The following is a 14,545-nucleotide window of genomic DNA, read 5'->3' on the forward strand; positions in this document are numbered from 1 at the left end:
CGAGCCCCGGCGCCGCCGTGCGGACAAGGTGCCGCCCGGGACACCCTCTGGTGAGCCGAGCTCAGCGGGCGGCGCGCTCCCGCGTGGTGCGGCGCAGCCCGATGAGTTCGGCGACCGCCTCCAGCCAGCGGGCCACGACCTCGTCGCCCTCCACGGGCCGGGCCACCGACGCGGCCGCGTCGAGCCAGCCGCGCACCAGGTCCGAGGCCGACGGATCGGGCAGCAGCTCGGGCAGCCGGGCGGTGTAGCCGGTGCCACCGCTGCGGACGGTTCTGCCGAGGAACGCCACCGAGCGGGGCCGGACCCCGAGTCGGTCGAGCGTGACCGCGGCGCCCACGGCTCCGTCGCCGAACAGGGCGCTGCGACGTGGGCCAAGGGCGCCGATGCCGTAACGCAGGAGCATGGCGACGTCGGTCTGCGCCGACTCTTCGTCGGTCTTGCTGGAATTCATCGGTGTTTCCGTTCCGGTCAGCGCACGGTGACCGTGTAGATGAAGTACGCCGGGTCGTTGCCGGGGCTGCCCGTCGCGGTGCGGTCGTCGCCCTCGGGGCAGACGCCCAGCACGCAGTAGCTCATTCTGATCTTCGTGGTGCCGGCGGCAACGGCCTCGAAGGTGAAGGTCTGCGTACCGTCACCACCCCCGTCGACACCGCTGTCGCCCCCGAAGTCGTCCTTGCGGCGGCCCTCCTGGCGCACCGTGTCCCGGTCGGGACCGGGGGCCACGATGCTCCAGTCCTGGCCCATCGAGGGGTTGGCCGGGAGCGTCAGCTCGAACGTGTCGCCGGCGTCCACTTCGATGGACTGCTCGTCGGCCTCGAACGTCTCGGGGCCGAAGAGGCCGCATCCGGACAGCATCACGGCCAACATCACGGCCGGCGGCAGGGCCAGGGCGGTGGACAGGCGGTGGCTCAACTTCACGGGGATCGGCCTTCCGTTCACTGGGCGGGCAGGTGGACGCCGTAGGCGTCGGGCAGATCCTTGTCGGAGGCCTTGCCCATGTTGCCGTTGACGAAGTCGTCCTCGCTGACCCATGTTGTCGTTCCCCACGGGTTGTAGACCTGCAGCATGTCGCCCTCCTGACCGATGATCATCATGGAGTGGCCGACCCGGTCGCCGTCCTCGTCCTTGCCCTCGACGCCGATCGGCACCGGTCTGCCCTCGGCGACGGCCCGCTGGATGTCGGGCAGCGCGTCCCGCCGGTCGTCCGCGCTCCGGATCTCCTGGAACTCGTACTCGCCGCCCGTGTGCGGGCTGATCTCCTTGTTCGAGATCTCGGTCTTGCCTTCGTTGTCCATGCCGTCGGGTGTCGTGCCGAAGGGGAAGTCGTACTCGTCGTTGCCGTCGCCTTCGTCGTGCATCCGCAGCTGCTCGTCGCGCAGCCGCTCCCGGAAGGCGGCAGGGTCGTCCTCCTGCCCGGACGGGCCGCCGGTGAGTTCGAGGGCGTACACCGGATCGACCATGGCGCGCCCGGTGACGACGGTCGACGGCACGCAGGTGTTGCCTTCCTGCGACCACCTCTCGCCCTTGAACGTCTGCTGGTCCGTGTTGTGGTTGGAACCCTCGTGGGGGCCGCTGGTGTTGATCCCCTCGTCCTTCATGCTGTCCCCGGCCGTGGTGACCGGCGTCAAGTGCCGCTGCAGCCAGTCGGCGTCCTTGCCGTGGATCTTGTCGCGGAACTCGCCGACCTCCTTGACGTCGTATCCGGCGGCCAGCGCCTTCACCAGGTAGGCGCGTTCCTGCGGGGTCTTCGCCTCGGCGAGCATCCGCTCGAACTCGGCCTCCTCGCGGGCGTCGAGGCGCTCCATCGCGCGGCCCGAGCGCTCCAGGTCGTTCGCGGTCAGCAACTCGTTCATCTCCGCCGGGCCGCCGGTACCCGCGATGTCGGCGAGCACGAGGCGGTCCGCTGCGGAGATGTTGTCGGTCTTCATCTGGCCCGCACGGGCCTCGGAGGCCAGCTTGTTGAGGTCGCGCGCCGCGGCCCGCGCCGCGTCGTCGGCCACCTCCGCCGCGGTGTGCAACGCCTTGGCGCCCGCGGCCGCGATGCTGCGGGCCCGCAGCCGCTCCGCCTCCTCGGCGTCCTTCTCCACCATGTCGTCGAAGAAGCCGTCCTCACCGCCTAGCATGCCGAGTGCCTCGCGCAACTGCTCGCGGCCGCCTTTGTCCTGGACCTTGGCGTCGGTCAGGGCGTCGGCCAAGCGGTACAGGGCGCCGGCCGCACCGCTGAACGCCTGCTCCATCTGCTCGGCGGAGCGGGCCGCCGCCATCACCACCTCGGACGCCCGCGCCCCGGTACTGCCCACCCAGGCGTCGGGCAGGCCCTCGCCCGCGACCTTCTGCACCCGCCGGTGCACGTCGGCGACGTCGTCGATCTGTTTGCGGTAGGTCTTGGCGAGCCCTTCGAGGATCCCGGGTTCACCGACCGGCGCCGAGACGCCCAGGGCGTTGTTGATGGCCCCGATCAGATCGTTCTTGCTGTCGGCCGAGGAGATGGACTCGTGGTACTCGGCGAGCTTCTGGCGGCGGTCGGTGGTGGATTCGCCTGCGTCGGGCATGACGGTGCGGCCTTCTGTCGTGGTGAGGGCAGGGGTGTGGACCCGTACGGGGTACGAAGGGCGCTCAGCCGAAGTCGGACAGGCCGCGCGGCGGCGTGCCGGGCGCGGGCATGGTGCGGTGGCCCGGCGCGGGAGCACTACCCGTGGGCGCGGGCATCGTCGTCACGCCCTCGCCGCCGGCCGCGCTCATGCCCCGGACGGTGGCGTGCTCGGCGCCCTGGTAGTTCGCCTTGGACGTCCGCACCTTGTCGGCCAGTTCGTGCAGGGCGCTCTCCAGGACCTTGGCCTCCGCCTGCCAGTCCCCGGCGAAGTTGTTGTAGGCGGGGCCCGCGTCGGAGCCGCCGAGTGCGTCCGAGGTGTAGCAGGCGGTGTCCTTGACCGCCCTGGCGATGGCGCCGACGTCGTCACCCGCCGTGTCGAGTGTCTGCGCCTCGCTGTCCATCGCGCTCGTCTGAAGGCGATAGCCCCCGGCGTGCCCCTGCGCGGTCATGTCCGGCCCCCGTTTTCCCGATCTTGAGGGCGCAATGTAGCAGGGGGCGATGACATGAACGCAACGACCTTCACCGCCTCTGCGCACAACAGCGGGTCGATGACCACGGCCACCTGGCGAACACGCAGACGCGGGGACTGTTCGCGGCGTACTCGGTGCCGGTGGCGCTCACCCCCTGGCGTCCGCCGTTCCCCCACCGAAGGGCCTGCCGCCCAGCCCGGGGATCAGCGCCGCCGCCACCGCCGGGTGCCGTGCGGCGGTCGGCCCCGGCCCGCGCCACGGTCCAGGCGGCACACGGCAGTTGAGTCCCACTAGGATCGGGCCGCATGCAGAGCGCAACGCCGGCCGGGGCCTTCGACGATCTGGCCGAGAGCTACGATCACCGGCACCACGACGAGATCGCGCGAGCCCTGATCGCATGGGTGGGGCCTGGGCCTGACGACGCGGTTGCCGACGTGGCGTGCGGGGCGGGCGCCGTCTCCCTGCACCTCGCGCGAAGCCGGCCCTCCACCGCCCCTCCGGTCTTGGCCGTCGACCTCTCCACCCGGATGATCTCGGTGGGCAGGAGCCGCGCGGCCGGCCTGATTCCTGACGCGGCGATCGACTGGCGGGCCGGTGACGCGGTGCCGCTGCCCGTCGCCGAGCACTCGCTGGACGTCGTGCTGTGCGCCTCGTCGCTGCACTTCTTGGGGAGCCGGGCGCCGGCCGACTGGCGGCGTGCCCTGCGTCCCGGTGGCCGGGTGGGCTTCACCCTGCCTCTGGCCACGCACTTCCGGCCTTCGGGACGCTTCTCGCGTCTCCTCGCAGCCGACGTACCGCTGCCCCGCACCGCTCAGGAGGCGAGCGCCTGGGCGACGGCCTGCGGGTTCACCGACGCCGATTCCCGGGTCCACGTCCTCGGCACACGGCGGGTGGTGCTCACTTCGGCGACGAGCCCGGGCGGCCCGTGAGCGTCGCGGAGCGGCCGTGGGAACGAGCCGGTTCGAGGTAGCTCGTCCTGCGGTCGTGCCAGGAGCGCGTCAGCGGGTCCCGCACCGCCCGTGCGCACAGCCCCGCCGGAGTGACGACCGTGAAGTACAGCGCGGCCAGGCCCAGGTGGCGCAGCCGCTCAGTCCATCGGGATCGCGGCACGCCAGTCGGCCTCCTCCCGCCACTCGGGCTGGTCCCGCTTGTCCAGCAGATGGTCGCCGAGGACCAGGAGGTCGATCCGGGTGCGCATGAAGCAGGCGTACGCCTCCTGCGGGGTGCGAACGATCGGCTCGCCACGCACGTTGAAGGAGGTGTTCACCAGGACGGGGCAGCCCGTGCGGTCCCGGAAGGCGCTGAGCAGTGCGTGGAACCGCGCGTTGTGCTCTGCCGTCACCGTCTGCACTCGGGCCGAACCGTCGACGTGGGTGACCGCCGGGATCGTGGAACGCGGGACGCGCAACAGCTCCAGGCCCGTCACGCCGTCGGCCGTCGCGCACTCCTGCCGCCGGGCCGCGGCCACCTGCGCGGTCAGCAGCATGTACGGGCTGTCCTGCGCCAGGTCGAACCAGTCCTTGGCGTCCTCGGCGAGCACCGCGGGCGCGAACGGGCGGAAGGACTCCCGGAACTTGGTCTTGAGGTTGAGCGTGGACTGCATGGCGGGATCACGGGGGTCGGCGAGGATCGACCGGTTGCCCAAAGCCCGTGGCCCGAACTCCATCCGCCCCTGGAACCAGCCGACCACCCTGCCCTGAGCGAGCTCCGCCGCGACGCGCTCCACGAGCTCCCGCTCCGCCAGCCGTACGGCGGGACATCCGCGTCCGGTCAGGAACCGTTCGATCTCGCGGTCGGGGAAGGCGGGGCCGAGCAGCGCCCCCGCCATGGCGTCCGTGCCTCGGGCGACATGGGCGCGCGGCGCTCCCCGGCGGTGAGACTCGGCCAGGGCCGCTCCGAGGGCTCCGCCCGCGTCTCCGGCCGCCGGCTGGACCCATACCTCGTCGCAGCCGCCGTCGGCCAGGATCCTGCCGTTGGCCACGCAGTTGAGCGCCACGCCGCCGGCCAGGCACAACCGGCGCTCCCCGGTGCGCTCCAGCGCCGTCCGGGCCAGTCTCAGCATCACCTCCTCGGTCACCTGCTGCACGGACGCCGCCAGGTCGAACTCCCTTTCGGTGAGCGGGCTTTCCGGTGTTCGGCGCGGGCCGTCGAACAGTTCCTCGAAGGCCCGGCCGACCATGGTCTGCCCGTACTGGAAGGTGAAGTGGCGCAGATCCAGGCGGAAGGAGCCGTCCGGCTTGACGTCGATCAGCCGCTCCCGGATGAGCGGCGCGTAGCGCGGCGTCCCGTAGGGCGCGAGGCCCATCAGCTTGTACTCCCCCGAGTCGACCTTGAAGCCGCAGAAGTACGTGAACGCCGAGTACAGCATGCCGAGCGAGTGCGGGAAGCGCAGTTCCGCGAGCGGGACGAGATCGGTGCCCCGGCCGTGCCACAGCGTGGTCGTCGCCCACTCCCCCACACCGTCGACGCACAGCACCGCAGCCGATGGGTAGGGGCTGGGGAAGAACGCCGAGGCGGCGTGTGAGGCATGGTGCCGGTAGGGCACCACCGGCGGCAGTGTCCGCCCCGGCGCCAGCTCCCGCAGCCGCGCCCTCACGTCGTCCAGGGCGCGCCGCTTCCAGCCGGCCCACTGCGCAAACGCCCGGCGGAACACCGGGAAACCGTGGGGGGCCGTGGCGAGCCAGGTGGCCAGCACCCGGCGGAACTTCAGCGCCGGGTCCTCGTAGAACGCCACGGTCGCCACGTCGTCGAGGCGCAGCCCTGCCTCGCGCAGGCACGAGGCGACCGCGTGCGCGGGGAACCGGGAGTCATGGCGGCGCCGGGTGAAGCGCTCCTCCTGCGCCGCCGCGAGCGGGGTGCCGTCGGCCACCAGGGCCGCGGCGCTGTCGTGGTAGTAGGCGGAGATGCCCAGGACCGGGCGGTCCGGCCCGCCGGTGCCGTGACGGTCGGCACGCGCGGTACCCCTGGCGGGCCGCATGTCAGAACAGCGGGTAGACGGAGGCGTCGTCCTCCGGCTGGGGCCGCAGCCTGGGCGGCGGCGGTGTCTCGTCGGCCGCCCGGTCGTCCGTCGGTGCGCTGGGAGCAGCGCCTGAGCGGGCCCGGTCGCGGAGCCAGGAGGCGAGGCGGCGGACCGCCGGCGCGGGTGTCGGCTTGCTGTCGTCACGCATCGGGGGTCTCCTCACGCCAGGTCGAGTCGGTCCGCCAGTTGCCGGGCCACCAGGTCGTACCCGAGGTCGGTGCAGTGCACGCGGTCGATGAACAGCCAGTCCCGCGGCCCCGCGGCCTCGCCCAGTGCCACGTTCATGTCCAGGAAGGGCACGCCGAGGCGCGCGCATCCGTCGGCCAGCCGGCGGGCGTAGTCGCGGCCGACCGCCATGGTGGAGATGTCGTTGTGGAAACGGCGGAAGTTGGACACCTCGTCCAGCTCCTCGAAGAGCTGCTTCTCGCGGGGCAGCGGGTCTTCGCGCACCCAGGGCGCGAGCGGCTGGAGCACGAAGGTCAGTCGGGCCCCGAGGGCGTCCGCCAGCAGCTTCCACCCGCCGAGATGACGGATCGTCAACTCCGTGGCGTGTGCCACGCGCTGATCGGGCGGGGGCACCACGTCGGGGGCGGGGCCGCAGTCGAAGAAGGCGCCGTGGCGGCCCTGCTGCTCCTCGGGCAGCCTGCTGAGCACCAGGTTGTTGACCCCGGAGACCAGCACGATGTCCTCCAGGGGCGGGAGTTCGTGCCGGAAGAGGGTGAACAGCAGCAGCTCCTGGGCGGAGTTGTGGCTCTGCCCCGCGATGTTCAGCCAGGGCAGCCGGGGCGCGTGTTCGTTCCACAGGCGCGCGGTGATCGTGGCCGCGTCACTGGTGGCGCCCACGCCGAACACCGCGGAGCTGCCCGCGAGCACGCGTGCCGGGCCGTCGGGGCGGTCGTCGCCTACGGTCGCCCGCAGGCCGCCGGTGCCCGGGGTGACCCGGAAGCCGTGCCGGTCGGTGGTGTACACGGGTGTCTTCTCGTTGCCGTACTGGAAGTAGCCCAGATAGGGCTGGTCCTCCAGGACGAAGGTGTAGTGCTCCATGTGCGGGGTGAACTCGGCGCGGGGTGACGTCATCGCGTAGGTGCTCCCGTTGGTGCGCTGTGGTGGACTGTCGAGGGGGTGCAGGGCTCAGCGGGCAGGAAGCGCAGGCGGCGGCTCGGGCAGGGAGCCGGGGCGGTCCTCGCGGATGAGGTCGGCGTTGATGGCCATGCCGGCCAGCCCTCCGCTGGCGGCGGCCATCGCGGCCTGCTGCATGTTCCGGCCGAGGTCCCCGGCCACGTACAGGCGGGGCAGGCTGGTGCGGCCACGGTCGTCGGTCTGGACGGACTCCAGGTCGGCGGCCTGCAGCCAGGGGCGCAGCGGAGCCACCCGGGGCTCGATGTCCAGGTGCAGGAAGAGCGCGCCGTACGTCGTGGACCGCCCGTCCCCGAAGACGACCTCCACGCCTTCGGGGTGCGGCTTGAACTCGCTGACCGTGTCGGTGCGGACGGCGACCTTGGCCGCGGCGAGCCGGTCCCGCTCGTCCTGGGGCAGCTCGCGCCGATCGGTGAGGTAGGTGATGTCGTCGGACCACACCGTCAGGGTCGCGGCCAGGCATTCGCCGGGCACGGTCCCGCCGTAGACGGCGAAGCTGCGTTCGCGTACCTCCCAGGCATGGCAGTACGGACACTCGAAGACCGACCTGCCCCACAGGTCGGCCAGGCCCGGCACGGAAGGCAGCACCGAGCGCACTCCGGCCGCGTACAGCAGGGTGCGGGCGTGGAAGGTGCCGGACTCCTTGGTGGTGACGACCACGTGATCGCCGTCGCTCGCGGCCGACACCACCTCGTCGTCACGGAACGTCACGTCGTAGGCGGTGAGCTGAGCACGGGAGCGGGCACGGAAATCGGCGATGGACGCCCCGTCGTTGGTGAGGACGTTGTGGATGACGCCCGCCGCCATGTTGCGGGCGTCGCCCGAGTCGATGAGCAGCACACGGCGGCGTGAGCGGCCCAGGTACAGGGCTGCGTTGAGGCCGGCGGGGCCGCCTCCGACGATCACCGTGTCGTAGAGCTGTGCGTCCAATGGTCACCCCTTGTCGAGAAGGTCACTGCGCTGTCGGCTGGTCGGCGGGAGGAGCGGGGGTCTCGCGCAGCGGCGCGAGCAGCAGCAGGGCGCCCACGGCAAGGACGCTCCCGCACACGAGGAACACCGCGGGTACGGAAAGGGCCTCGGCGAGCAGTCCACCGAGTGTCGCGCCGACCGGCATGCCGCCCCACGCGCACAGCCGGGACACGCTCATCACCCGGCCCTGGAGGTGTTCCGGGGTGAGCCGCTGGCGCAGCGACATCACGGGGATGTTCCAGCCCATCATGAAGACGCCGTTGACGGCGAGCGCCAGGGCGGCCAGGACCGGGTGGCGGATCAGGCCCAGTGCGGCGTACGCGGCGCCGGACGCCACCAGGGACCACCGGGCCAGTCGGAGGGTGGGCAGCCGGTCGGCGGCCCAGGGGGCCAGCCGGCTGCCGGTGACGGCGCCCAGCGAACCGGCCGCCAGCAGCAGTCCGTACCCGGTCTCGTCCAGTCCCAGTGTGCGGTCGCTGAGCAGCACCAGCATCGAGAAGGTGGCTGAGAACACCACGCCGTACAGGGCGCTGGCCGCCAGGGTGAGGCGCAGGGTGCGATGGCCGAGGACGAAGCGGAGTCCCGTCCGGATGTCGCGCAGCACTCCGCCGGCCGGCTCGCCGGGTTCCGCCTCGCGGGCGGTGCGGGCGAGCGGCGCCAGGCCGAGCAGCAGCAGCGCGGCCACGGCGTACAGCACTCCCCCGGTGGCCAGCGCCACGGCGGCGGTCAGGCCGATGAGCAAGCCTGCCACGGGGGGGCCGATCGTTTCGTTGAGGACGATCTGCGCTGCCGACAGGCGGCCGTTGGCGCGCTCCAGGTGCCGCTCCTCGACCAGACGCGGGAGCATCGCGGGGGCGGCGGTGTCGGCGAGGGTCTCGGCGATGCCCAGCACGAACGCCAGGGCGTACAGCAGGACCAGTGGGCGGTCGTCGGCGAGCACCAGGGCCGCGCCCAGCAGCGCGGCCGCACGGACCAGGTTGCTGCCCAGCACGATCAGGCGCCGGTCCGTCCGGTCCACGAGGACGCCCGCGGGGAGCGCGAACAGCAGCCAGGGCAGCATGTTGACGGCGGTCAGCCCGGCGACCGCCGCCGGGTCGGGGTGGTGGGCCACCACCAGCAGCGGCAGCAGCGTGCGGGTGATGCCGTCGCCGGCGTTGGAGGCGACCGCCGAGGCCCACAGCCAGCGGAAGGGGCGTCCCAGGTCCACCCGGCGGGCCGGGCGGGTCCCGGAGCGGATGGTGCTAGGCAACAACGCTCCCCTCACTCCACGTGCGCAGCCCCAGCAGCCGTTCGCCCAGATCCGTGAGCTCGGCCGGCCCGTACAGGTCGGCTTCGTCCTTGCGCGCCCCGCCCTCGGGGGGATGCGGTGGGATGCGGTCCTGCCAGAACCGCACTCGGGCCTGGCGCAGCTCCGTGTGGTCCTCCCAGGCGGGTGCCATGGTCAGGTACTGCGCCATGCGCACCCGGGATTCGGAGTCGTTCGGGTGCACGCCGTGCGGCAGCAGACTGTTGAAGATGATCAGGTCGCCGGGTGCGACCTCCGGGGTGGTGATCGAGTAGCCGGTGATGTCCGGGGTGAAGGGGTCACGGTCGGCGGGCTGGCCGCTGACCCACTTGTCCCATTCGGTGAAGATCTCCGGGACGCACTGGAAGCCGCCGATCTCCTCGTCGCCGTGGGTCAGCGAGAGCACCGCCTGGCAGCTCACCGGGAGCGGGTCGGCGCAGGTGTCCACGTCCCAGTGGATGAAGCCGTCGAAGGCGCGCGGTCCGCGGTTGGGGGGGTTGACGTTGGCGAAGTCGATGGTGACCCACAAATCGGTGCGGTCCCAGATGTCGGCGAAGGCCTCGTACACCCGCGGGGTCTGCCGGATGTCCCACTGTGCTTGGTGGTTGTACATCTCGACCAGCCCGCTGTGACCGGGCAGCCGGTCGTTGCCGGTGTGCGGCGAGCTCCAGGTCGAGGGGTCGTCCGGGCGCATGTCGAGGAAGGCGAACAGGGCCTCGGTGAGGGCGGAGACGGTCTGCGGCGCGACGGCCTGACGGACGATCACATAGCCTCGGTCGATCCAGTGGTCCCAGTCGGCGGCGGACAGGACTCGCAGCGGTTGCGTCTTGTGGATGTCTCGCAGTTGGGTGGCGGCCACGGGCACTCTCCTGTGCGGGCGGGGAGCGGATGCGGGGTGGGCGGCGGGCGTCACTCGATGATCAGGCGGCGTTCGGGCAGCACCACGGCGTCGAGTTCGGTCCCGGTGAGCAACTGAAGTGCCTCGTCGAGGTGGTTGAGAATGGGCCGGCCGCCCCCGTTGGCGCTGGTGTTGATGAGCACGGGCAGCTGTGTGCGGGCGGCGACCGCGTGGCACAGCCGGTGCAGCAGGGGCTGGGTGTCGGGCCGTACGGTCTGCAGGCGGGCCGTACCGTCGATGTGCCGTGCCTCGGCGAGCTGCCGGGCCCGCTCGGGCCGCACCCGCACCGCGAACAGCATGGTCTCGGTGTGGTCGAGGGGTCCGGTGAAGTACTGGTCGGCGACCTCCTCGGGGCAGATCGGCGCGACCGGTCGGAACCACTCCCGCTGTTTGATCGTCTGGGAGACGTACCGGCGGGCTCCGCTCCAGTGTGCCGAGACCAGCAGTGAGCGGTGGCCCAGTGCCCGCGGTCCGGTCTCCATGCCTCCCTCCAGCCAGGCCACGCACCGCCGGTCGGCGAGCAGCTCGGCGACCGCCGCGAGGAACTCCTCGTCGTCGGCCGGGCTGCGCAGGGACAACCCGAGGTCGTCCAGTCGCCGTGCCAGGGCGTCGAGCGGTGGGGTGTCAGCGCGTTCCGCGGGCTCCAGGCCCGCCAGTGGCGGTCCGGCGTAGGCCAGCGACGCCCATCCCGAGCGACTCGCCATGGCGGGGCGGTCGGCCGGTTCGGCGACGGCCAGCGCTGCGCCGAGCGCGATCCCCGAGTCGTCGCAGCAGGTGGGCACGGGCACCCGGGTGAACTGGCCGCACTCGGCCAAGCGGCTGTTCGCGGTGATGTTCAGCGCGCAGCCGCCGGCGTAGCAGAGGGTGGAGTAGCTGGGGAAGCGTCGGCTGATGCCGGTGACCAGCCGTGTCAGGTCCTGCTCCACGGCGGTCTGCAGGGTGGCCGCGAGGTCCCTGCACACCCGCTCGTCGGGGGAGGTCCCGACCTCGACGGTGTGGCCGGCCGCGGTGCGGATCTCGTCGGGGAAGACGGAGCCGAAGGAGTGCACGACGTCTTCGTCCGACGAGTCGGCCAGGCCCGCGTCCAGGTAGCCGCCGCTGTGGGGGTCGTACTCCCACCAGGTGTCGGCGTAGCGCAACGCGGTGCCGGCGAGCCGGCGCTCGTCGAGCTGCTCGTACAGGTCCGGCGAGGTGCGCCGGGTGGACTGCGGGACGAGCATGGCGCGCAGCACCGGCAGCAGCGAGGCGTCGGTCTCCCCCGTGGCCGTCAGCCCGAGCAGCTTTCCGGTGTCGAACTGGCTGCCGTGGATGCGCCGGGCCAGTGCCTCGTAGACCAGGCCGAAGCGCGGTCCGGTGCGGTTGGTGAAGGACATCACCGGGGTGAGCTGGTTGCCGTCGCCGAGGCACACCATGCCGCACTCGGCGTAGTTGCCGGTTCCGTCCAGGGCCAGCACCAGGGCCTTGCGGGCGCCGGAGGTGTAGTAGGCGAGGGCGGCGTGCGCGTAGTGGTGGCGCACGGCGGTCAGGGTGATGTCGCCGAAGCCCTCGGCCAGCGGCCAGTCCAGGGGTTTGATCACCCGGGTCACCGCGTCGGCGAGACCCGTGCCGCCGGTGGCCGTCCAGCGGGCGTCCTCGTTGACGAGCTCGACCAGCGACGGAGGCAGCACCTGGCACATCGGTGTGTACCAGTCGGCCACGGCGATCCGGGTCACCGGGCTCGCCGCCCGCTCCCTCAGCTCCGCCAGCCAGTCGGCGGCGGCCTGCGGGAAGCCGCCGTTGCCACCACACACATGGCGCAGCCCCAGGCGGCGCTCGGCCTCGATCACGCGGTAGCCCGTCGCGTCGGTGAGCGCGGCGCCCGCGTCATGGCCGAAGTGCAAACCGATCGTTGCCATGGAACCAGTCACCCTTCCTGGCCCGGACCGGTGCGACGGGTCCGGGTCGTGGCTCGATGGCCCGCTGCGGAGCGGGCCGGTGCGGGGTCGTCGAGGGGCCTGGGTCAGGAGAGGGTGGCGAGGCTCTGGGCGTGATGGCGCTCCAGGAGGCCTTGGACCACCTCACGCATGTAGGCGCAGTAGCCGGGGGACATCACCTGGATCGAGCCGTTCTCCTCCTCCAGCGCCCCCGCGGAGCCGCCCGAGCAGGTGCCCTGCAGTTCGCAGCCCTGGCAGCCGGGTCCGTTGGTGTAGGCCCGCATGCCGTAGTCCTGGTAGGCGGGCGAGGAGAAGACGCCGCGCCAGTCGTCGATGGTGCCCAGTTTGCGGGCGGTGGCCTTGCAGGCGAAGACGCTGCCGTTGGGTTCGATGGAGAGCTGGCGGCCGACCGCCGGGCAGGTCTTGTAGTCGGCCTGTTCCGCCCACTTGGCCTCGTCGATGATCATCTGGAAGGTCTGGTACCAGTAGCCGCTGAGCTGTACGCCGCGCTCGCGCCCGTAGTCGACGGCGGCCAGCAGCCGCTGCGCCACGTCGTGCGGGCTGTGCCGGTCGAAGAACTCCTTCGCCTGGAACGACACGATGACGTCGAGGGTGTCCAGGCCGGCCTCGGCGACGAAGTCGATCAGCGGGGTGCCCCACTTGTCCCAGGTGTACTGGGACAGCACCGTGGTGATGCTGACCGGGACACCCGCGGCCTTCATGTCGAGGATCGCCTTGCGGACGACGGCCCAGGGGGTGCGCTGCTGCTGCCCGCCGCGGAACTCGCCGGTCTCCGGGACCAGGTAGTCGATGGACACGGTGGTGTCGACGCGGTGCCTGGCGAGTGCCGCCAGCAGCTCGTCGTCGATGCGGGAGCCGTTGCTGGTGAGGTCGTAGGAGAGGGTGACCCCGTCGTGGCTGTCGCCGAAGGTGCGCAGCACGTGCAGGATGGTGCCGCGCGCGAGGGTGGGCTCGCCGCCGAAGAACGACACCGTCAGATGGCCGCCGCCGTTGGCCTTGCGCAGCTCGATGGCCTCCCTGATGGTCTTCTCGGCGACCTCGCGGGACATGTGCATGGAGGGGTTGCGGGCCGAGTCCGAGCCGTGGTTCCAGTCGCCTGCGGCGAGAGTGGGGCCCGAGTCCTGGTGCTGGGTGCCCGTGTCCTCGCGGGATCGGCGCAGTTCGACCAGGACCGGCCCGGGCTTGACCGACTCACCGGAGGTGTTGCGCTCCTCGACGCCCCCGTCGAAGTTGTACGCGAAGCAGCCCTGGCAGGAGAAGTTGCAGGCGTTGGTGAGCACGAGCTGGATGGAGGAGTGGAACACGCCGCTGCTGAGCGCGTTCTGCCGGCTCTGCAGCAGGCTGTCGATCTCCCTGGCCTCGTCGTGCCCCGCCTCGACGAGGAACCGGGCCTCGACGAGGTCGCGCAGCGAGTCCTCGTCGACGCGTTCCCGAAGCCGGTCCCAGCTGATGCCCTGGGAGGCTTCCTTGAGGATTTCGACGATGTCCCGGTCGATCAGCCGCGCATTACCGAAGAGTGAATGAAATGCCATGGTTCGGTCGTCGCCCTGGTAGGAATCGAGCCGACCTCCGAATGAAGTGAAATCACGGTCGCCCGCGGCGCGCAGGGTACGGACGTAGCGCGAGGACTGATAGACGGAATTCTGCATGGCTGACGTATTCTCCCTGCGTCTCACGACTTCCGATGCGGAGCTGCCTCGCGCTCTTCGGCCCTGGGTCCGGTTCGCGCGACAGACCGGGGCCCGGCCTGCGGGCGGGCCCCGGGGGGAACCTCAGCCCTTAGGCCGACGCACACTCTTTCCGCTGTTCAGCGGGGGTCGAGACGACCTCCGCCTGCTTCCGTGCGGGCGTGATGGTCGGGGCGTTGCCCTTGTCCGGCGACACGAACGCGCAGGGACGGGACGACGCGGTGACCGCGGGGCGGGCGACCTTCTTGACTTCGGCCATGTGGCCTCCTCCATAGGTGCGACACACAACGCGTCCCACTGAAGCAGAAGCTAAGTCCTCCGAATGAGACTTCAACCGGCCACTGTGGAAGAACCACGTTTATCATCGACACCCCGGATTGAATTGATCATTCAGCTCCCGGGGCGCTCCCCTCCATCTGCCGATTGGCCCGCGATAACCGCGTGATGCACGCCGCCCGGGGCCACGCCGGACACCCTGGAAATGCCTGCGTGCGGTGTGTGTTCCGGCCAGGCGTGCGGTGGGCCGCGGTGCCGCGGAGGGGGCTGCCCGCC

Annotated in this window: 15 protein-coding genes; 1 reads left to right on the forward strand and 14 read right to left on the reverse strand. The window is 71.6% G+C overall.

Going from position 1 to position 14,545, the window contains the following annotated elements; translation table 11 throughout:
- Positions 1–61: 61 nt before the first annotated feature.
- From ACWCPI_RS34955 to ACWCPI_RS34970, 4 genes are all read right to left on the reverse strand, one after another.
- Positions 62–451: a hypothetical protein gene (locus ACWCPI_RS34955; RefSeq protein WP_451041975.1), complete on the reverse strand. Its 390-nt coding sequence runs from the start codon at positions 449–451 to the stop codon at positions 62–64.
- Positions 452–468: 17 nt separating this feature from the next.
- Positions 469–918, reverse strand: a complete 450-nt coding sequence (locus ACWCPI_RS34960) for a protease inhibitor I42 family protein (protein ID WP_451041976.1) — start codon at positions 916–918, stop codon at positions 469–471.
- 17 nt (positions 919–935) lie between these two features.
- Positions 936–2,552: a WXG100 family type VII secretion target gene (locus ACWCPI_RS34965; RefSeq protein ID WP_451041977.1), complete on the reverse strand. Its 1,617-nt coding sequence runs from the start codon at positions 2,550–2,552 to the stop codon at positions 936–938.
- Positions 2,553–2,616: 64 nt separating this feature from the next.
- A complete protein-coding gene (locus tag ACWCPI_RS34970; protein ID WP_451041978.1) occupies positions 2,617–3,042 on the reverse strand; it encodes a WXG100 family type VII secretion target in 426 nt (141 codons plus the stop codon).
- Positions 3,043–3,368: 326 nt separating this feature from the next.
- Between ACWCPI_RS34970 and ACWCPI_RS34975 the strand changes: the two genes are divergently transcribed.
- Complete coding sequence (locus ACWCPI_RS34975) at positions 3,369–3,992, forward strand: class I SAM-dependent methyltransferase (RefSeq protein WP_451041979.1); 624 nt, start codon at positions 3,369–3,371, stop codon at positions 3,990–3,992.
- On the opposite strand, the gene ACWCPI_RS34980 is transcribed toward ACWCPI_RS34975, so the two are convergent.
- The 10 genes from ACWCPI_RS34980 to ACWCPI_RS35025 form a co-directional block, all read right to left on the reverse strand.
- A complete protein-coding gene (locus ACWCPI_RS34980; protein WP_451041980.1) occupies positions 3,961–4,173 on the reverse strand; it encodes a hypothetical protein in 213 nt (70 codons plus the stop codon). The two genes, ACWCPI_RS34975 and ACWCPI_RS34980, sit on opposite strands and share 32 nt — an antisense overlap.
- Positions 4,151–6,040 carry a carbamoyltransferase family protein gene (locus ACWCPI_RS34985; protein ID WP_451041981.1) on the reverse strand — a complete coding sequence of 630 codons (1,890 nt, stop codon included), beginning with the start codon at positions 6,038–6,040 and terminating at the stop codon, positions 4,151–4,153. The genes ACWCPI_RS34980 and ACWCPI_RS34985 overlap by 23 nt, the downstream gene beginning before the upstream one ends.
- Position 6,041: 1 nt before the next feature.
- Positions 6,042–6,230 (reverse strand): hypothetical protein, encoded by a 189-nt coding sequence (locus ACWCPI_RS34990; protein ID WP_451041982.1) that lies wholly within the window; start codon positions 6,228–6,230, stop codon positions 6,042–6,044.
- Between the two features lie 11 nt (positions 6,231–6,241).
- Positions 6,242–7,159, reverse strand: coding sequence for an SGNH/GDSL hydrolase family protein (locus tag ACWCPI_RS34995; protein WP_451041983.1), 918 nt, complete (start codon positions 7,157–7,159; stop codon positions 6,242–6,244).
- Positions 7,160–7,213: 54 nt separating this feature from the next.
- Complete coding sequence (locus ACWCPI_RS35000) at positions 7,214–8,149, reverse strand: NAD(P)/FAD-dependent oxidoreductase (RefSeq protein WP_451041984.1); 936 nt, start codon at positions 8,147–8,149, stop codon at positions 7,214–7,216.
- Between the two features lie 22 nt (positions 8,150–8,171).
- Positions 8,172–9,437 (reverse strand): MFS transporter, encoded by a 1,266-nt coding sequence (locus ACWCPI_RS35005; protein WP_451041985.1) that lies wholly within the window; start codon positions 9,435–9,437, stop codon positions 8,172–8,174.
- Positions 9,430–10,332: a phytanoyl-CoA dioxygenase family protein gene (locus tag ACWCPI_RS35010; RefSeq protein WP_451041986.1), complete on the reverse strand. Its 903-nt coding sequence runs from the start codon at positions 10,330–10,332 to the stop codon at positions 9,430–9,432. The genes ACWCPI_RS35005 and ACWCPI_RS35010 overlap by 8 nt, the downstream gene beginning before the upstream one ends.
- Before the next feature lie 50 nt (positions 10,333–10,382).
- A complete protein-coding gene (locus ACWCPI_RS35015; protein ID WP_451041987.1) occupies positions 10,383–12,266 on the reverse strand; it encodes a carbamoyltransferase C-terminal domain-containing protein in 1,884 nt (627 codons plus the stop codon).
- 104 nt (positions 12,267–12,370) lie between these two features.
- Positions 12,371–13,837: a radical SAM protein gene (locus ACWCPI_RS35020; RefSeq protein WP_451041988.1), complete on the reverse strand. Its 1,467-nt coding sequence runs from the start codon at positions 13,835–13,837 to the stop codon at positions 12,371–12,373.
- 247 nt (positions 13,838–14,084) lie between these two features.
- Positions 14,085–14,252 (reverse strand): hypothetical protein, encoded by a 168-nt coding sequence (locus ACWCPI_RS35025; protein ID WP_451041989.1) that lies wholly within the window; start codon positions 14,250–14,252, stop codon positions 14,085–14,087.
- Positions 14,253–14,545: the final 293 nt, after the last annotated feature.

It is taken from the genome of Streptomyces sp. NPDC001920 (genome assembly GCF_053594495.1).